Origin of the sequence: Geothermobacter hydrogeniphilus (assembly GCF_002898515.1) — a bacterium.
Taxonomy (GTDB): domain Bacteria; phylum Desulfobacterota; class Desulfuromonadia; order Desulfuromonadales; family Geothermobacteraceae; genus Geothermobacter_A.
On sequence record NZ_PPFX01000001.1, the window covers coordinates 39,547 to 66,215 of the forward strand.

Consider the following 26,669-nt stretch of genomic DNA (forward strand, 5'->3'; position numbering starts at 1 on the left):
AAGGCGTACCGGAAGGTACGTCGTTGACGCGGGGGAAGGACAACGCCGCAGATGGGCGTTTTTGCTCAGCCTGCCTGCTACAGCCCGCGGTCGGCGAAGCTGATATAGTCGCCGTTGCCGATGATGATGTGATCAAGCACCCGTACCCCCATCAGCTCGCCGGCCTGCCGCAGGCGGGTGGTGAGGTCGATATCCTCGCGGCTCGGGGTCGGATCACCGGAAGGGTGGTTGTGGATAAACAGGACGGCTGCCGCCGATTCCCGCACCACCGGGGCGAAGACTTCACGTGGATGGACAATGCTGGCGGTCAGGCTGCCTTCGGAGATCTGCACTTCGCGGATCACCCGGTTCTTGGCGTCGAGCAGCAGGGTCAGAAAAACCTCTTTCTTCCGGTCGCGCAACCGCTCGTGGTAATGCCGGTAGACATCTTGGGAGCAGCTGTAACGTTCCCCGGGTCTCAGCGGCGCGGCGCTGAAACGTCGGGCCAGCTCAAAAACGCCGAGCAGTTCGGCGGTCTTGGCCGGCCCGATACCTTTCTGCTGCTGCAACTCCCGGCTACCGGCCGCGGCCAGCTCCCGCAGGCTGCCGAAACGTGTCAGCAGGCTGCGGGCCTGGTCCAGCGCGCTGGTGCCGCTGGCGGCGTCGCCGGTGCGAAGCACCAGGGCCAGCAGTTCGGCGTCGCTCAGTCGTTCCGCGCCCTGTTGCAGCAGTTTCTCTCGCGGCCGCTCATCCTCGGGCCAGTCCTTGATCGAGCGCATCCATGCCCTCCTTGGACAGGCTGATGCAAAACGCCCGTCTGCTTTGTCCTCCCCCGCGTCAACGACGGACCTTCCGGTACGCCTTATTCCGGGGGGCGGACGTCCTGCATCCGGACCTTTTTGCTCAGCCTGAATCACGTGTCTTTTTCAACATCCTGTCAGGTCAATTGTCGGCGATGATTCTAGCACCTTGCGAACCGGCGTCAAGGAGACTTCCGTTGCCTATTCCCGGACATAGATGTCGATATCGGTTTCGTGCACCATGCCCATGGTGTGGGCATATTCCGATTCGATCAGGGCGCAGTGCTGGCGGGTTTCATGCGCGGCGCGTTCAAGCGTCTGGCGGGCCACCGGGTCGATAACGCGGGCGGCCGTCATCCGCAGCATCCGTTCGATATCCTCTTCTTCGCTCAGTGCCAACTCCCGGGCCCGGCGTTCATGGACATCGGGATGGGCCGTCAGCTCCCTGATCAGGGCCGCGTCCGGAGAGGGCGGCAACGCCATGAACTGGTCGAAATCTCCCAGATCATGACCGTTGTAGAGGTGGAAGAAACGGCCGAGATTGCCGTGTACCTCTTCAGCCAGACGCTGAAAGACCTTGCGGCCAAGGGGGTTGGTGACCCGTTCGGCGGCCAGCAGGTAGAAATCGTAAAGAGTCTTCTTGGTCCTGATGATCAGACGAAGGACTTCCTGGATTTTCATCTCCTGGGGCATGGACAACCTCCTTTCCTGGCTGTGGATGGATTACTTCAAGTATGCCTGAAGGAGGAGGGAGAGCAAGGAAGTACAGGAATTATAATGGATTAATAAGAAAAGGGACCGGCTGGTTGCCGGTCCCTGAGATGCTTGTATGACGCCCGAGATTAATCACAGGCGTTCCGTCGACCGGATTTATTTCAGCGCCTTACCGCTGAAGATGCCGAGAACACTCTGTTCCTTGGGAGAAAGCCTGGCTCCGAAGCGGATCATCTTCTGTTGGATCTCGTCAAGATTCCGGCCGGCAGCCAGCGCCTGGTCGATGCGTTGCCGATTGTGACAGCCGGTGCAGCGGGTATTGATGATCCGGTTGACTTCGGCGAACTGGTCATTGCCCCAGTAGGCGATCAGCAGTTCTTTCTCGGCGGGGGTCAGGTCGGCGCCGAGGACACCCATCCGTTCGAGGATGGCGGCGGCGTCGTCGCGGCGGGTCAGGGCCTTGTCGATCCGTTCACGGGTATGGCAGACGGTACACTTGTTGTCGATGATTTTCTGGAATTCCAGCATGCCGCGATCGGTGGAAAGGGCGCCAAGATGTTGAGACTGCTGGGCGGCGAAAGCCGGAGCGGCTGTCAATAGCAGGATCACGAACAGAAAACGCATGTCGGTTACTCCCTGACGAAGGTGTCAATGTCGGTTGCGTGGACCATGCTCGTCACGGTGGGTGCATTCCGACGCGATGGTCCGGTCATGGTCGTCGGTACTGATTTCTGCGGCCCCGATGCCGTCATCCATGACATTTTTTCGGTCTGGATGATGCCGCGGATGGCTTCTGCGGGTTGAATCTCCGGGGCACGGGGTCTTTCTGGTCCAGGTCAGGGTGCGGCAATGAGACTCAATTTTTTGTCGATGTTGTTGCGCACCCAGTTGCGGTCCCACCATTCCACCGGGTTGACCGGCAGGCCGTTGAGGATCAGGCCGAAATGGAGATGATCGCCACCGGCCAGGCCGGTGGCGCCGGTGCGGGCGATCTCCTGGCCTTTTTTCACCAGGTCGCCGGCGGCAACTTCGATATTGCTGAGGTGGCCGTAGAGGCTCATCAGCCCAAGACCGTGGTCGATGATGATGCATTGGCCGTAAATGCCGAACTCCTCGGCCAGCACCACCCGACCGCTGTTGGCGGCGACCACCGGTCCCCGGGCGACCGAGGCGATGTCGACTCCGAGATGGACCTGACGGTCGATCTTCCTGCCGTTGTGGTAGTAGGTGCGGGCCGTGGCGAAGGGTTCACGATTGGTCCCTTTGGGACGCAGGAAGGCCCCTTCCCAGAGCGGCTTCGGTTCCGTCTGGGCGACAAATTCCTGCAGTCGGGCCCGGTTCTGCTGCCGCAGTTCACGGTTGACGCGAATGAAGATCTGCAGCAGATCGGCGGTTTCCGGGAAGTACTGCTGGAAGTCGGGCATCTTGGCTTCGAGAAAACGGTTGCTGATATTGATTTTTGCCTTGTGTAATGCGCGGGCATTGATGTGGTGGTAGAAACCACTGCGTCGCTGGTTGCCGGCCAGGTCTTCGGCGCTCAGGCGCGGCACCAGTTTTTTCGGACTCAGGTCGTAGGGAGCGGCGAACAGGCAAGCATAGCTGCCGTCTTCCTGCTGGTACGCCGGGAAAAAGAGATCGTCGATCTGGACTCCGGTGCGGGTGACCGTTTCGTTGACCTTGAAGATGATCAGTCCGCTGCCGCCCTGATTGAGATTATGGCTGCGGCTGAGGACCGAGATCCTCGGTGGTTTGCTGTCGAATTCGAGGATGAAGCTGCGGTTGCCGGTGTTGCCCTGGCCGAAATGGTAAATCGAGCGGTCTCCGGCGGTGACGCGGATTTCCAGCGGACCGTTGTTCAGCTTGATCCCCGCCAGAGACAGCTGTTGACGGTGCTGGTAACTTCCGGGCGGCAATTCCTGGCTGTAGAGGGCGATCTGCTTGCTGCCCTGAACCAGCAGCACGTCGACCTGTTTCAGTCCCGAAGCCTGGTCGGTCAGAGTCAACTGCAGGGGTTTACGGCTTGAAACCGGACCGGATGCCGGAGTCAGGGAAATTTCCGGACCGTCGGTGTCGCGAAAATAGTAGACGCCGCCGGCAACCAGGGCGATAAGCAGGACGAACAACAGAACAACACTAGGGGTGCGCAACAGAAAATCTCCTTACAGCATAGGATGTCACCCGAGAGCGGGTGTCAGGATGGCAACGGCAGCAAGTATAGCGCCGGGGAATGGTTTTGCCACTGTGCGAATTCGCAACGGATGGATCCCCGGAGCCTGTCGGATAATTCGAACTGAAGCGAAAATTTGAGCGTTTGAGAACAGGTTTCAGCTCGTTTGCAGCCTCATAGCTGTAGCTATGGGGCAAAAAGGATCTCCTAGCTCTCCGATTCCCGGACCCAGTTGTTGATGATGTCGGTGGCAGCTTCGGAAATATCGATGAATTTCAGCCCCATGCCGGGATCATAGCGGCTGTCGGGATGATAGGGACGTTTCCAGACCACCTCGCATTCACAGCGTACCGATTCTTTACGCGGCGGCGGCAGGGGGATGTCGACGATCACGCGACTGCCGGGCTCCAGGGGATTGACTGTGGCGATGAACATGCCGCCGCGGCTGAGGTTCTTGCTGTAACCGAAAAAGACCTCACGCGCGTCTTCCAGCCTTACTTTGCGTACCAGCAACGGCGCCCGCAGGGTGCGGCGCAAATCGGCCTGTACCGGCGCATCGGCTTTCCGCTCGGTCATGGTTCTCTCCCGGTTCGAAGCTGACCAAAGCATAGCACATCATTGCTCCCTCGTCCCCCCGAAACAACGCCCTGCAGCCGCCGCAACAGGGCCAGCTGTTGTTCGATCTTCCGCGGTGCCGATCCTTTTCCCCAGGTGATCAGTTCAGCGACCAGGCCGCTTGTTTCATCACTTGCGGAAAAACTGCCGAGATGACGGATCAGGCGCAGGGTTTTCAGGGCGTCGAACCAGCCGTGAAAAGCGCGCAGCAGTCTTTCCGGGGAGCGGTTGCGAGCGACCAGTTTTGGCCAGATGGCAGGGAAGCCGGCATCTCGTAGAAATTCGGCGGCGGAGCCGGAGCGGGATTCGATCCGGTTAAGCAGCTCGGAGGCGTCGGCTGCGGAATGTTGACTGACGATCTGCAGCCAGGCTTTCAGAATACGGAAATTCTCCGCCGGGTAAAAGCTCACGGCGGCTTCCCCCGCAGCCAGCCGGGCAACTTTCTCGCCGGTGCCGAAGGGGACCCGTTGCGAACGGCGGGCCGACGGCCTGACCAGGGTTCCGGAGAGGGGGTGGACACCGCAGGTTTTGGCCAGTTGCTGCAGAAAATAGAAGTCCTCACCCGCCCGGCGCCGGTTCATGCCGCCGATGGCCAGGTAGGCGGCGGCCCGAAAGGCGATGGTACTGCCGATGCTGTGGTAGGCGTAGGGTGAACCGGCCAGATGCAGACCGTAGACATAGTGCCGCAGGTAGAGTTCGTAGCGGTCGATGGCCTGCCGGGTTGCCGGCGAGTCGGCTGGTTGATGGGCGAAGGGAAGGGTTGTCCCTCCCTGTGCGTGAGCGGCAAAATGGGTTTTCAGGGCGGCCAGGTAGTTGTTGTCGACCAGGGTGTCGGCGTCGAGCCAGGCGAGCAGTCCGGAACCGTCCGGCCGCAGTCGCGGCAGGGCCAGGTCGCAGCCCAGCTTGCGCGCCAGGCCGACACCGGCGTCCTTTTCCGGCAGCATCTGCCCGGGGCGGGCGGCATCGACCCACGCCAGGCGCAACGATGGCGGTGCGCCGCCCGCTTCGAGCCAGGCCAGGGTCTGCAGGTTCTCGGCGAGAAGGGACGGTGCTGCCTGTGGCGGCTGGTTGACGACAACCACCACCAGCCAGCGCCGCAAATCCTCGACCGGGTTGGCGGCCAGGGTGGCGAGGGTCAGCGGCAGGCTTTGTCGCTCGCCGCAGGCGGGGATGACGACGGCGCCGGCAAAGTCTCCTGCCGTACAGCCCTGGAGTTGCCAGGGGCCGTCGAGCAGCCGGCGCCGATAGTTGGCCAGGCGACGTTTCATGGTCGGACCAGGATGCCTTTTTTACAGCGCCAACCGTCTTTTTTCAGCTGTTCGAGCAGGGCTTCGGCGGGGCTGTCGGCGCCCTCCAGCCAGTGGATGACGATCCCTTGTCTTTCCATCCGTCGGAACCAGGTCTCCTGGCGCTTTGCGAAGCGGCTGATGGCGCCGGCGAGTTGCTGAACCATGTCGTTGCGGTTCAGTTCGCCGCGCAGGTGGCGGGCGAGGAAGCGGTACTCAAGTCCGTAATAGTCGAGCCTCTCCCAGCTGACCCCCGCCTGATGCAGGTGTTGGACTTCGTCGAGCATCCCCTCTGCGAGCCGTTGCTGCAGACGCCGCCGGATGCGCCTGCGGAGCTCGGAACGTTCCCAGCGGAGACCGAAAACCAGCGGCTGCAGATCCGGCCAGGGCGGTGGTGCGTCCGCTGCCGCCTCACCGGTGGCGATTTCAATGGCGCGCAGCAGTCGTTCCCGGTCGTCGAGGTCGGTGCGGTTATGCTGTTCAGGTTTCAGTTCGAGCAGTCGCTGCCGCAATCGCGCGTCGTCGAGACCGGCCAGTTCGCGGCGCAGTTCCGGGTCGGACGGCACCTCGACCAGCCGGTAACCCTTGAGGACCGCGTCAAGGTAGAGTCCGGTGCCGCCGACCAGCAGCGGCAGCCTGCCGCGGGCGCTGATCCGCTCATGGGCCTGCAGGAATTCGCGCTGGAAATCGAAAACGCTGAATTCTTCGCCGGCGTCGCGGATGTCGATCAGGTGATGGGGAACCTTGCCGTATTCGTCAAGGTCCTTGCCGGTGCCGAGATCCATGCCGCGAAAAACCTGGCGCGAGTCGGCGGAAATGATTTCGCCGTCCAGGGTTTCGGCTACCTGCACGGCGACGCGGGTTTTGCCGCCGGCGGTCGCCCCGAGCAGGGTCAGCAGGCGGCAGGGGGGCTGTGAAGAAAGTTGTTTTTCGGACATGCGCCCGACTTTAGCCGGTTTGTCCGCTGAATTCAATTGTCCGGGGGTTTTCTTTGGTTCCGCAATCTGGTACAAGAAGCGCAGCGAAGGAAACCATGGACACTGAACAACCGACAGCCGAGATCCCGACCGAACCGGTCATCCTGCCCCGCGCCGAGCACACGATCTCCCGCAAGCAGATTGACGAGAATTCCCTCAAGGTACTCTACCGCCTGCGCCGGCACGGCTACAAAGCCTACCTGGTCGGCGGCGGGGTGCGCGACCTGCTGCTTGGTCGGACCCCGAAGGATTTCGACGTCGGCACCGACGCCACCCCCAACCAGGTGAAGAAGCTGTTTCGCAACTGTTTCCTGGTCGGCAGGCGTTTTCGCTTGGCACATATCCGTTTCGCCGGCGGTTCCCTGATCGAGGTGGCAACCTTCAGGCGCCAGGCGACCGAAGAGGATCGTCCCGAAGACCCTTCCCTCAATCCCTTTTATGCCGAGAACCTGTTCGGGACCCCGCGCCAGGATGCCTTTCGCCGCGACTTCACCATCAACGCCCTGTTCTACGACATCGAGGATTTCAGCATCATCGATCATGTCGGCGGTCTGCGGGATCTTCGTGATCAGCGGCTGCGGGTGATCGGTGATCCGCTGGTACGCTTTGCCGAGGATCCGGTGCGCATGCTGCGGGCGCTGGAATTTGTCGCCCGACTCGGCTTCAGCCTTGATGAAACGGCCCGGGAGGCGATCTACCTGCGGTCGGCTCTGATTGCCGAGGCGGCCCCGGCGCGACTGCGTGAAGAGTTGATGGAATTGTTTCGGCACAAGGTCGCCGGACACGTCTTCGCCAATGCCCAGGGACTGGGCCTGCTCGAATACATCATCCCCGGTTACCAGGCCGGGCCGGGAACCCTGGCCCTGCTCGACGCCATTGACCGTCGTACCGCCGCCGGACAACCGGTGACCGAGTCGCTGGTGCTGGCTGCTCTCTATTACGAAACCTTTTCCGCCGGGCTGGTTGACGCCGGCGACCTTCCCATCGGTGAGGTTCTGGGGCGGGCCGCCAAGCTGCTTATCCCCCATTGTCTCCATTTCCATATCGCCAGCGGCATCCGGCACCAGGCCGCCGAACTGCTGGTCGGCTGTTACCGGCTGCAGCGCGGCCCCGGCCGTCGCGGGCAGCAGCGTTTCGTGCGGCATCCGAGTTTCGCCGCCGCGCTGGCATTCTACCAGCTCTGTTGCGCGGCCGGTCAGGGGGATGTTGAACTATTGTCGGCTTGGCGGCAGTCACTCACCGAGACGCCGAAGGAGGCTCCCCGTCAACGACCGCGACGCCGTCGGCGGCGGAGGAAGCCGGCTTCTTCCCCCTCGCAATCCTGATCGGGATACCGGGCAGGATTATTGTGACGCCTGTCCGCTGTCATTTACGGTCCAGTCGTAATCGAGGTATTCCAGTTCGAATTCGCCGTCCTGCAGAAAGGCCCTGTCCTCGGCCGAGGTGTAGGGGAGCAGGAAGTTGACAGCTCCTCCGGCCCAGCGGTCGAAATGCTCCTTGTCATAATCGAAGACCTTCGAGACCTTCACCACGCCGGTTTCACGGTTAATGGCAAGCCCCTTTTTCCACTGTCCGGCCAGGCGCTCCCCCTGAAACTGCAGTTGGTCGTCAAGCTTCTCCCCGCTGAAGGGCTCCGGCAGCAGGTCGACGCAGGAGGCTGAAGCACAGTTGATGCCGAGATGAACACGCAGATCCCTGAAGCCCTCGACAAGTTGCTCGAATTCGATCTGATAAAGGGAATACTGCCGGCCGCCGATCAGAATAATCTCCTGTTTCCAGGGATATCCGAACCAGTGGATTTTCGACGAACGGATTGAATCCACCGGCCAGTGGTCGAGAATGGTCTTGATGGCGGCGATATTGTAGACGTTGATCCAGAAGGCCATTCGTTGATTGCGATCGGCGATGGACGTCGGGTTGAAACGGGCCAGGTCGGCGAGCATTCTTCTCCATGTCGATCCCTTGGGGGACTGTTCCAGGTCCATGCGTGCGTAGTCGATGGTATTGACCGGAATGTTGTGGATCTGGCGATTGATGCTCAGGTAGTTGTTCAGCATTTCGGCGTAGGGGGAGAAGTCGAAACCGGCGGCCGGCGAGGGACTCGGCAGCAGCAGAATCAGCAACAGGCTGAGGATGCAGCGAATCATGGGCGCTCCTGACGGCAAGAGGGGATGACCTGGATCGGTCGGCCTGCGCTTCGATGAAGAATGCAGGCTGTTGTTAAATCATATCACTTGCGGATCAGGTCAAAAGTGGCCTGGATGACCCTTGAGGCGTTTTTCATGAAAAAGCCCCGGACGCGATGCCGGGGCTTTTCTGATTTGACTGACGATTGATGCCGTCAGTTTTCCCTTTTCAGGGTTCATGAGCTTGGTTGTCCCAAGTTCTTTTTTTATATCGGTTTTTTTTCACTACGCCAGAATGCCCGGTGGATCAGAGATGGTCATAAGTCATCTACCTCCCTGTCTGTTGCTGCGTTTGATTTCACTATAGCAGATTCTCTCCCCCGAAAAAGGCTCCATGGAAAAAAACTTGCTGAAGCAGGGGACATGCCCCTGTCGGGGTTCAGTTTTGGGACGGGCAAAGAGGCCGGGTGGGGCGTGATAGCGGTCAACACGGAATAGTTTCCTCAGCACTGTTTTTCCCAGATTGTCACCTGCGAAACCGTGTGCTGATATTTGCGAGCCGTTTCGCGGATAACGAACTCGACATCCCGCGGGTTCTTGAGCAGCCGGAAGTTGCCGCCAAGCCGTTCCTTGAGTCCTTCGAGAGTGGTGAAGGGTTCTCCGGCACGGCGGATGCCGCCGATCCAGTTTTCTTTCCGGGTGAACTCCTCCTGCCAGGTGTAGGGGGAGGCGATCACCAGCAGTCCGCCTGGATTGATGCGTTCGCCGATGGTCGTCAAAAAGCGCGCCGGTTCATAAAGCCGGTCGAGCAGGTTGGCGGCCAGCACCAAGTCAAAACCGGTGAACCGGGGCTTGAGGTTGTGGGCATCCCCCTGGGCGAATTCGATCTTGCCGCCGAGTCCCTGCAGGCTGAAATCTTCCAGGCGTTTTTCATGAAAGGAGATGATCTCCCCTTCTTCGGGAAGCTGGTAATGGATGACGCTTTTTTCCTGCAGCTGGAAGGCGATGCGGATGAACCGGGCGGAAAAATCGATGCCGGTGACCTGGTCTAAATGGCGGGCCAGTTCGAAACTGGCGCGGCCGACCGCGCAGCCGAGGTCGAGGGCGCGTCCGCGCGCCCGGCCTTCCGTCGCCGCAACGCAGATCCGCGCCAGCGAGGCCGGGAAATTGGCAACGCCGAACTTGTCCGGACCGTAGTGAGCGTCGCAGTATTCGGCGACCGCTTCATCGGTTTCATACATTGCTTCCGGTTCCGCGACCGCCTGTTTGGCGGCAACGTAGCGCAGGCCGGCATGCTGGAAAAAGTGCCGCCGGAAGGCGTAACGGCAGTCGCGGGTCGCCTCGTTGCCGGTGGAGATCCAGGAGCCGCCCTTGATCAGGTTGTGCTGAGTGTCAAAGGTGGGAGTGGAAAAATCATCATAACAGGGATGAACTTCGAAGCCCTCGAATCCGCTGATCGAGGTTTCGGTCCATTGCCAGACGTTGCCGATGACATCGTAGAAATCGCCGCGGGCAAAGCGGTCGACCGGGCAGGGTGAGGCCCAGTATTCAAGGTTGATGTTGCCCGGTGCCTGCTGCCAGTAAGGCTGGTCGGGGATGTCGAGGCCGTCGCGCAGCAGGTACCACTCCTCCTCGGTCGGCAGGCGGATCGGTGTACCGGTCTTGGTTGCCATCCAGTTGCAGAAGGCCTTGGCTTCGAGCTGGTTGACCTCCACCGGCCAGTTCCAGGGCATTTCGATCTCCTGCGCCATGGTGCGCAGTCGCCAGTCGCCGCCGTTTTCAATCCAGAACAGTGGGTGGGTCGCCTGGCTGAAGATCAGCCAGCGCTGCCCCTCCTCGCTCCAGTAGTCGGGTGTCCGGTAGCCGCCGGCTGCCATGAAATTGAGAAACTCACGGTTGGAGACCAGGTACCGGCCGGCGGCAAAGTCCTCGACTGTGAACTCGTGGCGACCGTACTCGTTGTCCCAGCCGTAGAGGGGGTGATCCCTGTTCTTGCCCAGAACCACCTTGCCGCCGGCGACCGGCAGCAGTTTGTTGGCCGGGGACTCTCCCGCTTCCAGGCAGATCTCCCATAGCGGCAGTTGCCGCACCTGTTCAATGGGCAGGCGGCGGATGATCACCGACGAGGTCTCGAGGTGGATGCGCTGGTGTTCGATGCCCATCATGATTGCCCAGAAGGGGCTGCTCCAGTCGATGGGCAGGGTCAGCGGCAGGCTCTCGATAACATCGTCAACCAGCTCCCGGACCTGGTCGCGGTAGGCCCTGACCGCGGCCACCGTCGGCCAGTCGTAGTTGGCTTCATCGAGATCGTCCCAGGACATCTCGTCGACACCGATGGCGAACATCGCCTCGAAGCGTGGATTGACGCGCTCGCTGATGATTCTGGCCACGATCAGTTTGTTGACGTAGAAGGTGGCGGTGTGGCCGAGGTAGAAGATCAGCGGATGGCGCAGCGGTTCGGCGCGCAGGTAGAAGGCCTCGTCATCGGCGAGGGTGTCGTAGAGTCGTTCGTCGATGCTGAAGGTCTGGTGGAAATAGTCGCGGATCTCGGCGCGTTTCCCTTCCGGGGTGCCGCTGTTCAGAATGACGGTGCGGGTGGCGCGGAGATCCATGGGGTGCCTCCTGGGTGTGGATATGCTGCAATTATCCTGAATCAGTGAGTTCCTGTTGGATGGAGAGTGCAAGTGCTTGGTCTGGATGAGATTTTCAAAAATCTGAAGCGCACCCATAGGTTCGCTGGTGATTTTTGGGAAGTTCAGGCAGATCAATGACTTGTGCTCTCCGCCGACAAGGGGCTCACTGATTCAGAATTATAGCAAAGAGATCTGGATTTACCGCCAGGGACGCTGCCGGACAGTATTGGCGGAAACGAAATTCGGATGTTTGATCCGGCTTTTCGGCCATTCATTTTGTGGACCTTGGCCGTGGTTTGGCTTATACTTCTCGGTCCCTTGCCAAGTGAGGAGCAACAGATGGCTTTTTCCGATCATCCGATCCTGATATTCGACGGTGCCTGCGGCACCAACCTGCAGCAGATGGAGATTCCCGATGAGGCCTGGGCCGGCTGCGAGGGCTGCAACGAGGTTCTCAACCTGCATGGTCCCGAGTTCATCGTCCGGCTGCACAGCGAGATGCTTGCTGCCGGGGCGATGGTGGTCGAGACCGACACCTTCGGCGCCTCTTCGGTGGTGCTGGCCGAGTACGGTCTGCAGGATAAAGTAAAGGCGATCAACCGGCTGGCGGTTGAGCATGCCCGGACGGCAATCGCCGGGCGCCCGGACCGCTATGTCGCCGGTTCGGTCGGACCGGGGACCAAGCTGCCCTCTCTCGGGCATATCGAGGTGGCCGAGCTGGCGGTCTCGATTCGCGAGCAGGTTGAGGCGCTGCTGGAGGCCGGGGTCGACTGCCTGATCATCGAGACCTGCCAGGACCTGCTGCAGACCAAAACCGCGCTGGTGAGTGCGTTTGAAGTCCTGACCGTGGGCAAGGTCGAGATCCCGGTACTCGTCTCGGTAACTATCGAGCAGCAGGGGACCATGCTGGTCGGTTCCGATATTGGCGCGGTGGTCGCGACCCTCGAACCCTTCGAGTTGTTCTCCCTCGGCCTCAACTGCGCGACCGGGCCGCAAGATATGGCCAGCCATGTCCGCTACCTGAGCCGGAACTGGCCGGCGCGGATTTCCTGCATTCCCAACCAGGGGCTGCCGGAAGTGGTTGACGGCCGAACCGTCTATCCCCTCTCGCCGAACGCCTTCGCCGAGCAGATGCACCGCTTCGTGACCGAAGAAGGGGTCAGCATTGTCGGCGGCTGCTGCGGCACCAGCCCGGATCATATCAGGGCCCTGGCGGAAAAACTCGCCGGCGTGACGCCGAAAAAACGGGAGGTGTGTTGATGAAAGCCCAGGTTGCCAGTCTCTACCAGGCGGTTGATCTGCAGCAGGAGATCCCGCCGCTGTTGATCGGCGAGCGCTGCAATCCAAACGGCTCCAAGGCCTTCCGCGAGGCGCTGCTGGCCGAAGACTGGGATGCCTGTCTCAAGGTCGCTCTCGACCAGGAGGCGCGCGGCGCCCAGCTACTCGATCTCTGTGTTGCCTATACCGGGCGGGACGAAAAGCGCGATATGCTGACTCTGGTGAAGACGTTCGCCGGCAGCTGCAAGGCGCCGCTGATGCTCGACTCGACCAGTCCCGAGACCCTGGAGGCGGCCCTGCCCCTCTACCCGGGGCGGGCGATCATCAACTCCATCAACCTCGAAGACGGGGGTAAAAATCTCGACCGCGTCTGCCGGCTGGCGAAGAAGTACGGCGCGGCGGTGGTCGCCCTGACCATCACCGAGGAGGGGATGGCCCTGAGCTGCGAGCAGAAGGTGGCGGCGGCGAAGCGTATTTTTGACCTGGCTGTGAACCGCTACGGACTGCGGCCGCAGGATCTGCTCTTCGACCTGCTGACCTTCACCGTCGGTTCCGGTGACGAGAAGATGGTCAATGCCGCCGTCGAGACTCTAGATGCCATCCGCCGGGTGAAGCAGGAGCTGCCCGGCGTCAGCTTCACCCTCGGGGTCAGCAACATCTCCTTCGGCCTGCGGCCGGCGGCGCGCAAGGTCCTCAACTCGGTCTTCCTGCACGAAGCGGTCGCGGCGGGACTCAACACCGCCATCGTTGACGCCGCCAAGATCATCCCCCTTAACTCGATCTCCGAGCAGGACCGCGAGGTCTGCTACGATCTGCTCTTCAATCGCGGTCACGACCGGGAACTGTCGCCGCTGATGCGCTTCATCGAGCATTTCGAGCAGGCTGCCGACAATGACGAGGATGAGCCGCAGGAGGCGCTTCGTTACGAGGAGCAGCTGAGGCAGCGGGTCCTCAAGGGGGACCGGGAGGGGCTGGAGGACCTGCTTTCGGAACTGCGCGGTCGCTGGCGGCCGCTCGATATCATCAACAACCTGCTGGTGCCGGCGATGCGCGAGGTCGGTGAACTGTTCGGTCGCGGCGAACTGCTGCTGCCCTTTGTGCTGCAGTCGGCCGAGGTGATGAAGCGGTCGGTGGCGTTGCTCGAACCCTACATGGAACGGATCGAAGGGGAAAGCCGAACCAGCCTGCTGCTGGCCACTGTCGCCGGTGACGTCCACGATATCGGCAAGAACCTGGTCGATATCATCCTTTCCAACAATGGTTACCAGGTGCATAACATCGGCACCAAGGTGCCGGCCGAGGAGATCATCGCCCGGGCGCAGGAGCTGCAGCCGGACGTCATCGGTCTCTCCGGGCTGCTGGTCAAGTCGGCGCTGCTGATGAAGGAGAACCTGGCCCAGTTCCGGCAGGCCGGGCTGAAGCAGCCGGTACTGCTCGGCGGCGCGGCCCTGACCGCCCGCTACGTGGCCGATGACTGCGTGCCCTGTTATGATGCACCGGTGGTCTACTGCGCCGACGCCTTCGCCGGGTTGAAGGCGATGCGCGAGTTCGAGGCCGGGACCCTGGCCGCGACCCGGGTCGAAGTCCGTGAGGCCGCTTCCGGCAGCCGCCCGGGACCGCGCGCGGTGGAGATTGACCGTAAGGTCGCGGTTCCAGAACCCCCTTTTCTCGGTAGCCGTACCAGCGATGGGATCAATCCGGCCGAGGTTTTCCCCTTTGTTAATGAGCAGGCCCTGTTCCGTGGCCGCTGGGGCTACCGGCGCGGCAAGCTGAGCGCCGAGGAGTACGCCGAACTGGTGGCGAACGAGGTGCTGCCGACCTATGAACGCTTCAAGTGCGAGGCGGTTGAGGGAGGCCTGTTGCAGCCGCGGGTTGCCTGGGGTTATTTCCGCTGCCGCGGCGAGGCGGACGAGCTGGTTCTGGAGCACGAGGGGAAGGACTTTCACTTCGCTTTCCCGCGCCAGGGTTTTGCTCCCCACCTCTGCATCAGTGACTTCTTCCACAGTGAGGAAGAGGGGGGGGATGTCGCCGGCCTGTTCGTGGTCACCCTCGGTCCCGTACTGGCGGAAAAAACCCGCGCCCTCTACGAGGCTGACAACTACAAGGATTACCTGCTCTGGCATGGTTTCGGGGTTGAGGTGACCGACGCCCTGGCCGAATACTGGCACCGCAAAATGCGTTTCGAGATGGGCATCGCCGAAGGCGAGCCGGAGACCATCGGTGACTACGTGGTGCAGCGTTACCGCGGCAGTCGCTACGGCTTCGGTTACCCGGCCTGCCCCGACCTGGAGCTGCAGCGGCCGACCTTCGAGCTGCTGCGGCCGGAGCGGATCGGCGTCAGCCTGACCGAGAACTGTGAAATGGTGCCGGAGATGACGACGTCGGCGTTGGTGGCGCATCACCCGCAAGCCAAGTATTTCGCCGTGTAGACGGCGATAAAGCCCCCGTCTGCGGCGTTACGCTCCGCCCTCAATCCTCGACGTAGCTGCCGCTACGCCTGCGGTTTCAGTTGTCGCAAGCCTTGCATCCGGGCACTTTCTCACCGCCTTGGGGGAGTGGTTAAGGAAAACCACTCCATGGTTTGGCGAAATATTTGCACCTGCTTCCCGATGCTGCGGGAGGATCCCGGGCAATAGTTTTTTCCCCGACAGGGGCTGTTTCCATTTTTTCGGAGGTTGTGAAATGCGTAAGAACTGGTTGCTGGTATTGCTGCTGCCGCTGTTGACCGCCTGCTCGGTGGTGATGGCGACGTCCGGTCCCGAGTGCAAGGACCTCTCGGTCCTCAAGCGGGGCACCGATCGCTACCAGGTGCTGGCCGAAATGGGTCAGCCGGTGGCGACCGAGGTCGAGGCCGATGGCCGCAAGTGTGACATCTTCAAGTTCATGCAGGGGCAGCACGGCTCCGTCAAGGCGGGCAAGGCGGTGCTGTACGGCGCTGCCGATATCTTCACTCTTGGTCTGGCGGAACTTGTCACCACCCCCGTTGAGGGGGTAGCCGGCAAGGGGGCGGAGATAAAGGCCAGGGTTCTCTACGATGCCCGGAACCGGGTCGACGAAGTCCAGGTGCTGGGGGATGGTCGCTGGATACCGGTGCAGAGCATCGGTGACGGGACGGGCCAGGGTTAACCCTGACCGGGTTCAGTCGAGAGGGTCGAAGACCTCTTTGCCGAGATAGCAGAGTGGGCAGCACCAGTCTTCCGGCAACTCGTCGAAGCTGGTGCCGGCCGGGATGTTGGACATCGGGTCACCCTGCTGAGGGTCGTAGATGTAGCCGCAGTTGGAACAGATATAGCGCATGGCGTCTCCGTGGGGGGCGGCTGAAAAGCACCAATTTACTTCGTTGTCCTTGTTTTCGTCGCTGCGGAGTAGCTGCCGCTACACCTCACTCCTCAGCCTGCGTCCGCCTCGTATCTTGGCACTTTTGAGCCGCCCAGGTTTGGTCCAGGGCGGCTCCGTGGGGGGTGGCTGAAAAGCACGTCTGCTTCGTTGCTCCCGTCCTCAGTCGCTGCGACGTAGCTGCCGCGGGTCGTATTCGGCCCCTTGGCCTTTCTCCTTTAGCCTTTCACCCTTAGCCGCTTTTTCCCTAAATAATTCCGTCCAGATATTTCTTTATATCCGCCCTGATCGGCATGATGTAGGCGCTGGCACCGCGCGCCTTGACGAAATGCAGGGCACGCTTGGTGAACTGCCGGTTCCATTCCAGGGTCGGTTCGAAGTCGGGCGGGAAGAAGCCGTTGTTCTTGTTCTCCCAGTAGGCCTGGCTTTTTTCGGTCAGCACCGGGGCGATGCCCCACCAGATATCGAGGCCGATCAGCAGGTCGGCCCAGATCTCCATGAAGCGCAGGTCGAAGAAGGGCTGGGTGAACAGCCCGTCGGCGCCGGCGTTCAGCTTGGCGCGGACATAGTCGAGCTCTTCCTTGACGCCGCTGCGGTAGGGGTCGAGGCCGGCGTAGACTTTGACGCCGGGCAGTTCCTGCTTCAGCCGGGTGATGAACTCGGTGACCGGGGTGCGGAAGGTGCGATGCAGCATGTCCTGCGGCGGATCGCCGGAGATGGCGAGGACCGCCGGGCAGCCGCTGCGACGGATGGTGTCGAGAAACGGCCAGTCCTCCTTCAGGTCGAAATCGATGGCGCGCAGATGCGGAATCACCCGTTCCACCTGCGGGGCGATGGCCTCCGCGGCGTCCCAGGCGCGCAGGGGAAACTGCAGCAGGTCGGGGATATTGATGGTCCGCACCCGGGGGAAATGTTCCCGCACGGTCTGCAGGTCGCGCTCCAGGACTTCGCGGGAGCGGGGGACCAGTTCGATGGCGAGGTCGCCCATTTCAGTCGTTCTCCTCGGTAAAACTGACCGGAATCAGGTTAGACCTGAATCCGTGAGCCCCTTGTCGGCGGCCAGCACAAGTCATTGATCTGCCCGAGCTTTCCAAAAATTACCAGCGAACCTATGGGTGCGCTTCAGCTTTTTGAAAATCTCATCAGACCAAGCACTTGCACTCTCCATCCAACAGGAACTCACTGACTCAGGTTAGAATCAGCAGGTAGCCGTCCGGGTCGTGGACCCAGATTTCCCGGTGGTTGAACTCGTCGTCATCCAGTTCGTAGAGCAGGTGCAACTGTTGCCGGTCAATGGCCCGCCGGGCCGCCTCCAGGTCGGGCAGTTTCAGTTCCAGGGTCATCCCGACCCCCTTGGGGTGGCGGTCAAGATGTTCAAACAGGGCCGGATGCGAAGCTTCCAGCGCCTGTTGCCGGCGGAAGAGGATCGCTGTATCGCCGCACAGCAGCAACAGGACCCGGGGGAATCCCGGTGCCGGCTCAAAAGTTTCCAGTTGCAGACCGAGAATGTCACGGTAAAAAATCTCGGTCCGGTCGAGGTCGGCGACCGCCAGGGTCAGGGTCAGGCTCATGCAACGCTCCTTGCGGCTGTTTGTATCACGCCGGGAATGTGCTGGCAACCGAACCGCGGTTGACGCTGTTCGTGCGCCTGTGCTTTAATCTTGAATCGGTGAGTTCATCACCGGCGGATAGCACAAGCCATTCTCCTGCCTACGATTCCCAGAAATCCCCGGTGAACCTATGGGTACACCTCAGATTTTTGAAAACCGTATTCAGGGCAAGCGCTTGCACTCTCCATCCTGCATAAAACGCACTGATTCAGGTTAATCCCTGCGGTTGCGAAAGAGTCGACGCCATGTCTCTTGTTTTTATCGGGCTCGGTGCCAATCTCGGTGACCGACGTGCCAACCTGTGTCACGCTCGGACGGCCCTGGCCGCCATGCCCGAGGTCCAGCTGGTCGGCAGTTCGCGACTCTATGAAACCGAACCGGTCGGCGGCCCCGAGGGCCAGCCGGCCTTTTTCAATACTGTTTTACAGCTTCAGGTTGAACTTGACCCGTGTCGGCTGCTGGAGCGGTGCCAGGACCTGGAGCGCGCCTGTGGTCGTAAGCGTGAAATCCGCTGGGGGCCGCGCACCCTGGATATTGATCTGCTGCTGGTTGACGCCATGATCAGCCGCAGTCCGGAGCTGGAACTGCCTCACCCGCGTCTCACCGGGCGCGGCTTTGTGCTGGCGCCATTGCTTGATTTGGCGCCTGACCTGCCGATTCCGGGAAGCGGCGGAACGGTCGGTGATTTCTGGCGGCGGGGAGAACCCTGGACGGGGATCGTCTGCCGTGGAGACTGGTAAATGATCCGTCTGCTGCTGCTGGCGATTTTCGCCTTTCTGATTTACGCGATGGTTTCGGCCATCTTGAGGATTTTTCGCGGCGGACAGGGCCTGAACCCGCCGCCCCCGGCCGAGAAGAGCGACGCCGGGGAGGAGATGGTCAAGGATCCGGAGTGCGGCACCTACCTGCCGCGCAGCGACGCGCTGCCGCTGACGGTTGCCGGCCGGAAAGAGTTTTTCTGCAGTGAAGCCTGCCGGGACGCCTGGCGTGTCCGGTTTCAAAAAACAGGGAAATAAACCTGGAACGAGGAGTACGAAGATGAAATTTTTTATCGATACCGCCGAAGTTGACGAGATTCGCGCCGCCTGCGAACTGGGACTGGTCGATGGCGTCACCACCAATCCGTCGCTGATCGCCAAGAGCGGCCGTGATTTCAAAGAGGTCATCACCGAAATCACCGGCATTGTCGATGGTCCGATCTCCGCCGAGGTCATTGCCCTCGACGCCCCCGGCATGCTGGCCGAGGGTCGCGAGCTGGCCAAAATCCACAAGAACATCGTCATCAAGGTGCCGATGACCGAAGAGGGTCTCAAGGCGACCCGGGTGTTCGCCGCCGAAGGTATCCGCACCAATGTCACGCTGATCTTCTCCCCGGTGCAGGCGTTGCTGGCGGCCAAGGCGGGGGCGAGCTATGTCTCTCCCTTTGTCGGTCGTCTCGACGACATCGGTCACGAGGGGATGGAAGGCATTGATCAAATTCGCAGCATTTTCGACAACTACGGCTATACCACTGAAATCATCGTCGCTTCGGTGCGCAGCCCGATGCACGTGCAGACGTCGGCCCTGCTCGGTGCCGATATCGCCACCATTCCCTTCAAGGTGATGCAGCAACTGGCGCGGCACCCGCTGACCGATGTCGGTATCGAGAAGTTTCTGGCTGACCACAACAAGGCGCAGAAATAAGTATCTTTCCGCCGCTCAGCCTGGCCCGGCCCCGCTTCTCTGCTAGACTGCAGGAGATGGAGCCGGGCCTTTTTCGCTTGATGCTGGTCAGTCCTCTTGACGAAGCCGCGGAAAAGGTCTAAAACAGCCAGGCGTATACCGTCTAAGATGCTGTTATAATGATGTTTTAAGTTTCATCTGACAGGCTTGGTCATATCGGGAACCGGATTTTTCGGTCATTGATCTGACCAGTTCACCTGTTTTTTTGGGAGAGTATGGGGAGCGGGGCTTCGACCCGAACCAGTGAACCCCGGCTGATTCGGGCCGGACGGTCCCGGAGGAAGAATTGTCCGCTGCGGAGGTCGGCATGCAGGTTCCAGGTATGCCGGTTCGATGTTGTCAGGTGCCGGCCCCAAGACCGGATAGACTTTTTCACAACCCATAGCTTGAGGTGAAGAACCCATGAACATTCACGAGTACCAGGCTAAGGCGATCCTGCGGAATTTCGGTGTACCGGTTCCGGAAGGACATGTCGTCTACAACAGTAACTCGGCCCGCGACTGGGCCAAGCGTCTCGGTGACGGTCCCTGGGCGGTCAAGGCCCAGATCCATGCCGGCGGCCGCGGCAAGGGAGGGGGGGTCAAGATCGCCAAGACTCCCGACGAGGTGAAGCAGTTCACCCGCGACATGATCGGCATGACCCTGGTGACTCATCAGACCGGCCCCGAGGGCAAGCTGGTCAAGCGGGTGCTGGTTGAGTCGGGCTGCAACATCGCCGACGAATTCTATGTTTCCTTCCTGGTCGACCGCGCCACCTCCAAGGTGACCCTGATGGCCTCGGCCGAGGGCGGCATGGACATCGAAGAGGTTGCCGCCAATACCCCGGAGAAGATCTTCTTCGAGGCGATCGATCCGACCGTCGGCATGACCGCCTTCCAGGCCCGCAAGGTCGCGTTCAAGCTCGGCTTTGCTCCGGCCCAGGTCAAGCAGGCTGTGCCGCTGCTCAAGAATCTCTACACCGCCTTCGTCGAGGCGGACTGCTCGCTGCTGGAAATCAATCCGCTGGTGTTGACCGCCGACGGACAGCTCCTCTGTCTCGACGCCAAGCTCAATTTCGACGACAACGCCCTCTTCCGTCACCTGCGCATCCGTGATCTGCGTGACTACGACGAAGAGGACATGATGGAGATCGAGGCTTCCCAGTACGATCTCTCCTACATCGCCCTTGACGGCAACATCGGCTGCATGGTCAACGGCGCCGGCCTGGCGATGGCGACCATGGATATCATCCAGCACTATGGGGCCTCCCCGGCCAACTTCCTCGATGTCGGGGGCGGAGCGACCATCGAGCGCGTCACCGAGGCCTTCAAGATCATTCTCTCCGATGAAAAGGTCGAGGGAATTCTGGTCAACATCTTCGGCGGCATCATGAAGTGTGACGTGATCGCCACCGGGGTGGTCGAGGCGGCCAAGCAGGTTGGCGTCAAGGTGCCGCTGGTGGTGCGTCTTGAAGGAACCAACGTCGATCTCGGCAAGCAGATTCTGGCTGAGTCGGGTCTCGATATCGTCAGCGCCGACGGCATGGCGGATGCCGCCGAGAAGATCGTCAAAGCCGTCAAAGGCTAATGGTGTCGCCAAAGTTCCGCCTGCCTGCGTTGCCGAACTTTTTCAAGACCTCGCCATACTGATGTATGGCTTCGCCCTTGAAAAAAACCGACGCCTTGCCAGACGAAATTTTGCTTAGCCATTGGACTACATTACAAAGATTCTAGGAGAAAACGATGAGTATCCTGATCGATAAAAATACCAAAATTATCACCCAGGGAATCACCGGCGCCACCGGCCTGTTTCATGCCCAGGGCTGTCGTGATTACTGCAATACCCAGATGGTCGGCGGGGTCACCCCCGGCAAGGGGGGCGGCGAGATCGACGGTTTTCCGATTTTCGATACTGTCGAAGAAGCGGTCGAGAAGACCGGTGCCAATGTTTCGGTTATCTACGTGCCGCCGATCGGCAGTGCCGACGCCATCATGGAAGCGGTTGACGCCGGGCTCGACCTGGTGATCTGTATCACCGAGGGCGTGCCGGTTCTCGACATGGTCAAGGTCAAGAAGTACATGGAGGGCAAGAAGACCCGCCTGATCGGTCCCAACTGCCCCGGCGTCATCACCCCCGGGCAGTGCAAGATCGGTATCATGCCCGGCTACATCCACAAGCCCGGTCCGGTCGGGGTGGTTTCCCGCTCCGGCACCCTGACCTATGAAGCGGTCTGGCAGCTGACCAGCCGCGATATCGGTCAGACCACCTGCGTCGGTATCGGCGGAGACCCGGTCAACGGCACCAGCCACCTTGACACGCTGCGGATGTTTGAGGAAGATCCCGACACCAAGGCGGTGATCATGATCGGTGAGATCGGCGGTGACGCTGAAGAGAAGGCCGCCGAGTTCGTCCGTGACCACATGACCAAGCCGGTAGCCGCGTTCATTGCCGGCGCCACCGCCCCTCCCGGGAAGCGGATGGGCCATGCCGGGGCCATCATTTCCGGCGGCAAGGGCGACGCGGCCAGCAAGAAGGCCTTCCTGCGCGAGTGCGGCATCAGTGTTGCCGATTCTCCTGCGGAGATGGCCGAGGCGCTGCTCAAGATCTGGAAACCCTGAGCAGAGGTGATGGATCGCTTTGAGACACGCAAAGGCGCCGGGGCGGGTTCCCGGCGCCTTTGCGTTTGCCGGCTCCCGGTTGACTTCGGTGTCTCCGGGCACGTAGGATAAAAAGCTGAACCGCCGGTCTCGCGGAGGCGGGCGTAGAAGAGAAAGAGGAGCTGGCAGATGGCTCTGCTGAAAATTGTTCATCATCCCGATCCGGTGCTGAAAAAGGTGGCTGCTCCGGTGACCGATTTTGATGCCGGGTTGCGGCGGTTGGCCGAGGACATGGCCGAGACCATGTATGCCGCGCCGGGAGTCGGCCTGGCCGCCCCCCAGGTCGGGGTTTCAAAACGGCTGATTGTACTCGACTGCAGTCCCAAGGACGAAAAGCAGCTGGTGGTCGCCGTCAACCCGAAGATCGTTTTCGGCGAAGGGGAGTCTTGCGAGGAGGAGGGCTGTCTGTCGGTACCGAACTACTACGCCAAGGTTGAGCGCAAGGCCCGGGTGCAGGTGCAGTACCAGGACCTGGAGGGGGTCGAACAGCTGGTTGAAGTCGAGGGCCTGTGGTCCACCTGTTTCCAGCACGAAATCGACCATCTTGACGGCATCCTCTTCGTTGACCGGCTTTCTCCGCTGAAAAAAAACATCTTCCGCAAAAAGTACAAAAAAATTCTTGAACAGTTGGAGGAGCAGCTCTGATGCAGCCCGCTGATATCCGCACCGTTTTCATGGGGACCCCCGATTTCGCCTGCCCGTCCCTTGCGGGCCTGATTGATGCCGGCTGCAACCTGGTCGGGGTCTTCACCCAGCCCGACCGGCCGAGCGGCCGCGGTCGCAAGCTGACTCCGCCGCCGGTCAAGGTGCTGGCTGAGCAGCGGCAGATTCCGGTTTTTCAGCCGGAGAAACTGCGGCGTCCCGAGGCGGTCGAGCAGCTGAGGAGCCTCGCTCCCGATCTGGTGGTGGTGGTGGCCTACGGGCAGATCCTCTCCCGGGAGGTGCTGCAGCTGCCCCGCTTCGGCTGCATCAACGTACATGCCTCGTTGTTGCCGAAGTATCGCGGCGCGGCGCCGATCAACAGGGCGATCATCGACGGTGAGACGGTCACCGGGGTGACCACCATGTACATGGATGAAGGGCTCGATACCGGAGATATGCTGATCCGGAAGAGTCTTGACATCGGTCCGAATGAAACCGCCGGTCAGTTGCACGATCGTCTCGCGCCGCTCGGTGCCGAGGCGATGCGTGAGACCCTGCAGCGGCTCTGTGCCGGGACCCTGGAACGGGTGCCGCAGAATGACGCGGAAAGCTGCTATGCCTCGATGATGAAGAAGGAGGACGGCTGTGTTGACTGGAGCCGTCCGGCGCGGCAGGTTCACAACCTGGTGCGCGGTCTTGATCCCTGGCCGTCGGCCTACACGACGCTCGACGGACTGACCCTGAAGATTGCCGCGACCTCGGTGGCTGCCGGGACGGGAGAGCCGGGTACGGTGCTGCAGGCCTCCGCCGACGGAGTGCTGGTCGCCTGCGGGGAGCAGGCGCTGCTTATCGGTCGGCTGCAGTTGCCCGGCAAAAAACAGCTTGCGGCGGCGGACTTCCTGCGCGGCCACGCTCTTCCTCCCGGGACAAGGCTCGGCTGAGACAGGATGATTTAAAGGTGAATCAGGATTTCAAACCGCGCAAGCGGCTTTTTATCGCCCTGCTCGGTGGTGCCGGTGCCGTGGTGCTGGTCGTCGCTTTCCTGCTCTGGTGGGTGCCCTCGGTCGGGCTCGGCAATATCCATCCGGCCCTGCCGCTGATTTTCGGTCTGGTGCTGGGGTTGCTGTCGCTGGTTGTGGTCGGCGGTCTTGCCCTGCTGATCCTGACCCTGCTGACCGGGCGGGACCTGTTCTTCTCCGAGCGGCTGCGCCGGATTGTCATTCGCTATCTTTTCCCCGCCATCATCAACCTCGGCAAGTTGCTCGGTGTCGACCGTGATACCCTGCAGCAATCCTTCATCGCTCTCAACAACCAGCTGGTGCGGGCCAAGAAGCTTCGGGTCCGTCCCGACCAGGCCCTGATCCTGCTGCCGCACTGCATCCAGTTGTTCGACTGCGATATCAAGATCACCGGCGATATCCAGAAATGCGTGCGTTGCGGACGCTGTGACATCAGCGGCCTGGCCGAAATCGCCGTCGAGCGCGGGATCGATATCGCGGTCGCCACCGGCGGCACCCTGGCGCGCAAGATCATCGTTGACAAGCGTCCACGCTTCATCCTTGCCGTGGCCTGCGAGCGGGACCTGACTTCGGGTATTCGCGATTCCTATCCGCTGCCGGTTATCGGGGTCCTCAACCACCGCCCCAACGGTCCCTGCTTCAATACCCATGTCGTTCTCGACGAAGTGCGCCGGGTTCTGGGTGAGCACGTGGTCGAAACTACGTGAATGCCCCTTGACCCGGGGGGGGAACAATCCTTATCTTGCCGGAGAAGCCACCAATGCCGGTGGCCTTTTCTGACTCTGTGAGGAATCGACAATGAATGCTCTTCGAACTGCAGCCCTGATGACCCTGCTGACCCTGCTGCTGGTGGCGGCCGGCGGCGCCATCGGTGGACAGGGCGGCGCCACCTTTGCCCTGCTGATGGCCGCGGTGATGAATCTCGGCAGCTACTGGTTTTCCGACAAGATCGTGGTCAAGATGTACCGCGGTCGGGAAGTGCAGAGCGGCCCCCTCTTTGATGTGGTCACGGAACTCTGTCGGCGCAACGGGCTGCCGATGCCGCGTGTCTACATGCTGCCGCAGCAGACCCCCAATGCCTTTGCCACCGGTCGCAATCCGCAGCATGCGGTAGTGGCTGCCACCGAAGGGATCCTGCAGATCCTTTCCCGTGACGAGTTGATGGGGGTGATGGCCCACGAGCTGGCACACGTGCAGAACCGCGACATCCTCATCGGGTCGATCGCCGCCACCTTCGCCGGGGCGATTTCCTGGCTGGCGCACATGGCGCAGTGGGCACTGATCTTCGGTGGTGGCCGTGATGACGAGGACGGCAACCCGCTGGCGCTGATCGGCATGATGATCCTGGCGCCGATCGCGGCGATGCTGGTGCAGATGGCGATCTCCCGTTCCCGTGAGTACCAGGCCGATGCGACCGGAGCGAAATTCTGCGGCAGTCCCTTCAGTCTCGCCAACGCCCTGCGCAAGCTGGAGGCCGGCAACCGCCGCCAGCCGATGGCGAAGGTCAACGAGGCGACCGCCCACATGTTCATCGTCAATCCGCTCAAGGGCGGCGGGATGATGGCGCTCTTTTCCACCCATCCGCCGATGGAGGAACGTATCCGCCGGCTTGAGGCGATGACTGTCGGCTGAAACCGGCGGTTCCGTTATCCCTTCTCCTTCCGGGGAGTTTTTCGCCGGGTCTGTTGACTTTTTCCGTAAAGGATTCCCTGTTTTATGCCCCGTTCTTCCCGCCCCCGTAACGTGTCAGACCCGCGACTCCTCGCCTATGAGATTCTGCAGCGGGTCGAACAGGGCGCCTATGCCGACCTCGCCCTTGACGAAGTCCTGCGTCGTCGAGGCGTATCCGATCCACGTGACCGGGGGCTGCTGACCGAACTGGTTTACGGCGTACTGAGAAAGCGCGGGCGGCTCGATTATGCCCTGGCCCGACATTGTCGGCAGCCGCTGGGGAAGCTGGAAACGAAGGTTCTGCAGATTCTGCGGCTGGGCGCCTACCAGGTGCTTGAACTGGAGCGTATTCCGCCATCGGCGGCGGTCAACACCAGTGTCAACCTGGCCAGGCAGGTCGGTCTGCAGCGCGCATCCGGATTCATCAACGGGGTTCTGCGCGGACTGTTGCGCGGCCTGCCGCGGCTGATCTGGCCGGATGAGCGGAAAAACCCGCTGGAGCATCTGCAACATGTCTGCTCGCTGCCGCATTGGCTGGCGAAGCGCTGGCTGGCTGTTTACGGTGCCGAAACGGCCATACACCTGGCAGTGGCTCAGTTGCAGCCGGCACTGTTGAGCCTGCGCTGCAACACCCTCAAGGTCAGTCGGGAGGAACTGCTCGCCTACCTTGAACGACGGGGAATTGCGGCACGAGCCTGTCGGTTTGCCGCGGAAGGAGTGGTTCTCGATGACCGTCGCGGGTTGGAGGTGTTGCCCGCCGACTGGTTCCAGGTGCAGGATGAAGCGAGTATGCTGGTTGCTCCCCTGCTGGGAGTTCAGCCGGGGGAAACAATTCTTGACTGCTGCGCCGCCCCGGGGGGCAAAACCACCCATCTGGCGGCGTTGGGAGACAACCGGCTGGCGATCACCGCCCTTGACCTGCATCCGCAGCGGGTCGAATTGATCCGTGCCGGGGCTCGGCGTCTCGGTTGCGCGGGGGTTGATGCGCGTGTCCGGGACATGACACAGTCAGCCGAGTTTCCCGCCCCGGCCGGTTTCGATCGGGTTCTGGTCGATGCCCCCTGCAGCGGCCTTGGCGTGTTGCGCCACAACCCGGAAACCCGTTGGCGGCGAAAACCGGAATCCCTGGGCGAGTTGTCGGCCCTGCAGAGCGCCATCCTGGGCCGGGCGGCGGAGTTGCTCAAGGCGGGCGGAGTCCTGGTCTATTCGGTCTGTACCGTCACCGAGGAGGAGACCGGACAGGTGCTGGAGGGCTTTCTCGCGGCCCACCCGCAGTTTGTCCTGGAGGATCTCCGCGAGGTCATGCCGCAGTGGGCGGAGCTGTGTGACAGACAGGGCTGCCTGTCGACCTGGCCCCGTCATCCGTACCTCGACGGCTTCTTTGCTGCCCGCCTGCGCCGCAGGATCTGAACCGTGATGCTTTTTTGCGAAAGCATCAACCGTGCTTCATTTCCGCTG

26 protein-coding genes are annotated in these 26,669 nt (G+C 61.4%); 14 read left to right on the forward strand and 12 right to left on the reverse strand.

The features are described from left to right. Positions 1–77: 77 nt before the first annotated feature. From radC to miaA, 7 genes are all read right to left on the reverse strand, one after another. Entirely contained in the window at positions 78–758 is a 681-nt protein-coding gene (gene radC, locus C2E25_RS00180; RefSeq protein ID WP_103113800.1) for a RadC family protein, read from the reverse strand. A gap of 222 nt (positions 759–980) precedes the next feature. Next, complete coding sequence (locus tag C2E25_RS00185) at positions 981–1,472, reverse strand: ferritin family protein (protein WP_103113801.1); 492 nt, start codon at positions 1,470–1,472, stop codon at positions 981–983. A gap of 177 nt (positions 1,473–1,649) precedes the next feature. Next, on the reverse strand, positions 1,650–2,117 hold the full coding sequence (locus C2E25_RS00190) for a c-type cytochrome (RefSeq protein ID WP_103113802.1): 468 nt from the start codon (positions 2,115–2,117) through the stop codon (positions 1,650–1,652). A 212-nt stretch (positions 2,118–2,329) separates the two neighbouring features. Beyond that, complete coding sequence (locus C2E25_RS00195) at positions 2,330–3,640, reverse strand: M23 family metallopeptidase (protein WP_233189290.1); 1,311 nt, start codon at positions 3,638–3,640, stop codon at positions 2,330–2,332. A gap of 227 nt (positions 3,641–3,867) precedes the next feature. Next, positions 3,868–4,236 (reverse strand): PilZ domain-containing protein, encoded by a 369-nt coding sequence (locus C2E25_RS00205; protein ID WP_103113805.1) that lies wholly within the window; start codon positions 4,234–4,236, stop codon positions 3,868–3,870. Beyond that, complete coding sequence (locus C2E25_RS00210) at positions 4,233–5,543, reverse strand: hypothetical protein (RefSeq protein WP_103113806.1); 1,311 nt, start codon at positions 5,541–5,543, stop codon at positions 4,233–4,235. The genes C2E25_RS00205 and C2E25_RS00210 overlap by 4 nt, the downstream gene beginning before the upstream one ends. Next, positions 5,540–6,499 carry a tRNA (adenosine(37)-N6)-dimethylallyltransferase MiaA gene (gene miaA, locus C2E25_RS00215; RefSeq protein ID WP_103113807.1) on the reverse strand — a complete coding sequence of 320 codons (960 nt, stop codon included), beginning with the start codon at positions 6,497–6,499 and terminating at the stop codon, positions 5,540–5,542. The genes C2E25_RS00210 and miaA overlap by 4 nt, the downstream gene beginning before the upstream one ends. 95 nt (positions 6,500–6,594) lie before the next feature. Here miaA and pcnB point away from each other — a divergent pair, with 95 nt between their 5' ends. Beyond that, complete coding sequence (gene pcnB / locus C2E25_RS00220) at positions 6,595–7,863, forward strand: polynucleotide adenylyltransferase PcnB (RefSeq protein ID WP_103113808.1); 1,269 nt, start codon at positions 6,595–6,597, stop codon at positions 7,861–7,863. A gap of 18 nt (positions 7,864–7,881) precedes the next feature. Here the strand turns inward: pcnB and C2E25_RS00225 are convergent, their stop codons facing one another. Continuing rightward, complete coding sequence (locus tag C2E25_RS00225) at positions 7,882–8,685, reverse strand: DUF547 domain-containing protein (protein WP_103113809.1); 804 nt, start codon at positions 8,683–8,685, stop codon at positions 7,882–7,884. Positions 8,686–9,167: 482 nt separating this feature from the next. Beyond that, entirely contained in the window at positions 9,168–11,276 is a 2,109-nt protein-coding gene (ovoA, locus tag C2E25_RS00230; RefSeq protein ID WP_103113810.1) for a 5-histidylcysteine sulfoxide synthase, read from the reverse strand. 360 nt (positions 11,277–11,636) lie between these two features. Here ovoA and C2E25_RS00235 point away from each other — a divergent pair, with 360 nt between their 5' ends. The 3 genes from C2E25_RS00235 (at position 11,637) to C2E25_RS17615 (ending at position 15,701) form a co-directional block, all read left to right on the forward strand. Further along, positions 11,637–12,557, forward strand: coding sequence for a homocysteine S-methyltransferase family protein (locus C2E25_RS00235; protein WP_103113811.1), 921 nt, complete (start codon positions 11,637–11,639; stop codon positions 12,555–12,557). Next, positions 12,557–15,004: a dihydropteroate synthase gene (locus C2E25_RS00240; protein ID WP_103113812.1), complete on the forward strand. Its 2,448-nt coding sequence runs from the start codon at positions 12,557–12,559 to the stop codon at positions 15,002–15,004. The genes C2E25_RS00235 and C2E25_RS00240 overlap by 1 nt, the downstream gene beginning before the upstream one ends. 253 nt (positions 15,005–15,257) lie before the next feature. After that, the gene (locus C2E25_RS17615) at positions 15,258–15,701 is read left to right on the forward strand and encodes a hypothetical protein (protein WP_199177336.1); all 444 of its coding nucleotides are present in this window, start codon (positions 15,258–15,260) and stop codon (positions 15,699–15,701) included. Between the two features lie 12 nt (positions 15,702–15,713). Here the strand turns inward: C2E25_RS17615 and C2E25_RS00250 are convergent, their stop codons facing one another. The 3 genes from C2E25_RS00250 to C2E25_RS00260 all read right to left on the reverse strand — a co-directional run bounded on the left by C2E25_RS00250 (position 15,714) and on the right by C2E25_RS00260 (position 17,482). Further along, positions 15,714–15,872 (reverse strand): rubredoxin, encoded by a 159-nt coding sequence (locus tag C2E25_RS00250; RefSeq protein ID WP_103113813.1) that lies wholly within the window; start codon positions 15,870–15,872, stop codon positions 15,714–15,716. Positions 15,873–16,158: 286 nt separating this feature from the next. Beyond that, positions 16,159–16,899, reverse strand: a complete 741-nt coding sequence (locus tag C2E25_RS00255) for a methylenetetrahydrofolate reductase (RefSeq protein ID WP_103113814.1) — start codon at positions 16,897–16,899, stop codon at positions 16,159–16,161. Between the two features lie 199 nt (positions 16,900–17,098). Further along, complete coding sequence (locus C2E25_RS00260) at positions 17,099–17,482, reverse strand: VOC family protein (protein WP_103113815.1); 384 nt, start codon at positions 17,480–17,482, stop codon at positions 17,099–17,101. A 284-nt stretch (positions 17,483–17,766) separates the two neighbouring features. Between C2E25_RS00260 and folK the strand changes: the two genes are divergently transcribed. The 10 genes from folK (at position 17,767) to rsmB (ending at position 26,621) form a co-directional block, all read left to right on the forward strand. Further along, the gene (gene folK / locus C2E25_RS00265; protein WP_103113816.1) at positions 17,767–18,261 is read left to right on the forward strand and encodes a 2-amino-4-hydroxy-6-hydroxymethyldihydropteridine diphosphokinase; all 495 of its coding nucleotides are present in this window, start codon (positions 17,767–17,769) and stop codon (positions 18,259–18,261) included. Then, positions 18,262–18,537, forward strand: a complete 276-nt coding sequence (locus C2E25_RS00270) for a hypothetical protein (protein WP_103113817.1) — start codon at positions 18,262–18,264, stop codon at positions 18,535–18,537. It abuts the gene before it with no gap. A 22-nt stretch (positions 18,538–18,559) separates the two neighbouring features. After that, positions 18,560–19,204: a fructose-6-phosphate aldolase gene (gene fsa, locus C2E25_RS00275; protein ID WP_085009658.1), complete on the forward strand. Its 645-nt coding sequence runs from the start codon at positions 18,560–18,562 to the stop codon at positions 19,202–19,204. Between the two features lie 441 nt (positions 19,205–19,645). After that, a complete protein-coding gene (gene sucC / locus C2E25_RS00280) occupies positions 19,646–20,809 on the forward strand; it encodes an ADP-forming succinate--CoA ligase subunit beta (protein WP_103113818.1) in 1,164 nt (387 codons plus the stop codon). Positions 20,810–20,964: 155 nt separating this feature from the next. Further along, positions 20,965–21,840 (forward strand): succinate--CoA ligase subunit alpha, encoded by an 876-nt coding sequence (gene sucD, locus C2E25_RS00285; protein ID WP_103113819.1) that lies wholly within the window; start codon positions 20,965–20,967, stop codon positions 21,838–21,840. A gap of 168 nt (positions 21,841–22,008) precedes the next feature. Next, entirely contained in the window at positions 22,009–22,524 is a 516-nt protein-coding gene (gene def, locus C2E25_RS00290; RefSeq protein ID WP_103113820.1) for a peptide deformylase, read from the forward strand. After that, complete coding sequence (gene fmt, locus C2E25_RS00295) at positions 22,524–23,462, forward strand: methionyl-tRNA formyltransferase (protein ID WP_103113821.1); 939 nt, start codon at positions 22,524–22,526, stop codon at positions 23,460–23,462. The genes def and fmt overlap by 1 nt, the downstream gene beginning before the upstream one ends. 17 nt (positions 23,463–23,479) lie before the next feature. Then, positions 23,480–24,247 carry a DUF116 domain-containing protein gene (locus C2E25_RS00300; RefSeq protein ID WP_199177337.1) on the forward strand — a complete coding sequence of 256 codons (768 nt, stop codon included), beginning with the start codon at positions 23,480–23,482 and terminating at the stop codon, positions 24,245–24,247. 91 nt (positions 24,248–24,338) lie between these two features. Further along, positions 24,339–25,172, forward strand: coding sequence for a zinc metalloprotease HtpX (gene htpX / locus C2E25_RS00305; protein ID WP_103113823.1), 834 nt, complete (start codon positions 24,339–24,341; stop codon positions 25,170–25,172). 84 nt (positions 25,173–25,256) lie between these two features. After that, a complete protein-coding gene (gene rsmB, locus C2E25_RS00310) occupies positions 25,257–26,621 on the forward strand; it encodes a 16S rRNA (cytosine(967)-C(5))-methyltransferase RsmB (protein WP_103113824.1) in 1,365 nt (454 codons plus the stop codon). Positions 26,622–26,669: the final 48 nt, after the last annotated feature.

Coding starts and splice junctions, on each gene's coding strand:
- fsa (WP_085009658.1), top strand. CDS start 18,560: ATGAAATTTTTTATCGATACCGCCGAAGTTGACGAGATTCGCGCCGCC.
- sucD (WP_103113819.1), top strand. CDS start 20,965: ATGAGTATCCTGATCGATAAAAATACCAAAATTATCACCCAGGGAATC.
- htpX (WP_103113823.1), top strand. CDS start 24,339: ATGAATGCTCTTCGAACTGCAGCCCTGATGACCCTGCTGACCCTGCTG.
- miaA (WP_103113807.1), bottom strand. CDS start 6,499: ATGTCCGAAAAACAACTTTCTTCACAGCCCCCCTGCCGCCTGCTGACC.
- C2E25_RS00185 (WP_103113801.1), bottom strand. CDS start 1,472: ATGCCCCAGGAGATGAAAATCCAGGAAGTCCTTCGTCTGATCATCAGG.
- C2E25_RS00260 (WP_103113815.1), bottom strand. CDS start 17,482: ATGAGCCTGACCCTGACCCTGGCGGTCGCCGACCTCGACCGGACCGAG.
- def (WP_103113820.1), top strand. CDS start 22,009: ATGGCTCTGCTGAAAATTGTTCATCATCCCGATCCGGTGCTGAAAAAG.
- pcnB (WP_103113808.1), top strand. CDS start 6,595: ATGGACACTGAACAACCGACAGCCGAGATCCCGACCGAACCGGTCATC.
- ovoA (WP_103113810.1), bottom strand. CDS start 11,276: ATGGATCTCCGCGCCACCCGCACCGTCATTCTGAACAGCGGCACCCCG.
- radC (WP_103113800.1), bottom strand. CDS start 758: ATGCGCTCGATCAAGGACTGGCCCGAGGATGAGCGGCCGCGAGAGAAA.
- sucC (WP_103113818.1), top strand. CDS start 19,646: ATGAACATTCACGAGTACCAGGCTAAGGCGATCCTGCGGAATTTCGGT.
- C2E25_RS00205 (WP_103113805.1), bottom strand. CDS start 4,236: ATGACCGAGCGGAAAGCCGATGCGCCGGTACAGGCCGATTTGCGCCGC.
- C2E25_RS00235 (WP_103113811.1), top strand. CDS start 11,637: ATGGCTTTTTCCGATCATCCGATCCTGATATTCGACGGTGCCTGCGGC.
- C2E25_RS17615 (WP_199177336.1), top strand. CDS start 15,258: ATGCGTAAGAACTGGTTGCTGGTATTGCTGCTGCCGCTGTTGACCGCC.
- C2E25_RS00240 (WP_103113812.1), top strand. CDS start 12,557: ATGAAAGCCCAGGTTGCCAGTCTCTACCAGGCGGTTGATCTGCAGCAG.
- folK (WP_103113816.1), top strand. CDS start 17,767: ATGTCTCTTGTTTTTATCGGGCTCGGTGCCAATCTCGGTGACCGACGT.
- fmt (WP_103113821.1), top strand. CDS start 22,524: ATGCAGCCCGCTGATATCCGCACCGTTTTCATGGGGACCCCCGATTTC.
- C2E25_RS00270 (WP_103113817.1), top strand. CDS start 18,262: ATGATCCGTCTGCTGCTGCTGGCGATTTTCGCCTTTCTGATTTACGCG.
- C2E25_RS00225 (WP_103113809.1), bottom strand. CDS start 8,685: ATGATTCGCTGCATCCTCAGCCTGTTGCTGATTCTGCTGCTGCCGAGT.
- C2E25_RS00255 (WP_103113814.1), bottom strand. CDS start 16,899: ATGGGCGACCTCGCCATCGAACTGGTCCCCCGCTCCCGCGAAGTCCTG.
- rsmB (WP_103113824.1), top strand. CDS start 25,257: ATGCCCCGTTCTTCCCGCCCCCGTAACGTGTCAGACCCGCGACTCCTC.
- C2E25_RS00190 (WP_103113802.1), bottom strand. CDS start 2,117: ATGCGTTTTCTGTTCGTGATCCTGCTATTGACAGCCGCTCCGGCTTTC.
- C2E25_RS00250 (WP_103113813.1), bottom strand. CDS start 15,872: ATGCGCTATATCTGTTCCAACTGCGGCTACATCTACGACCCTCAGCAG.
- C2E25_RS00210 (WP_103113806.1), bottom strand. CDS start 5,543: ATGAAACGTCGCCTGGCCAACTATCGGCGCCGGCTGCTCGACGGCCCC.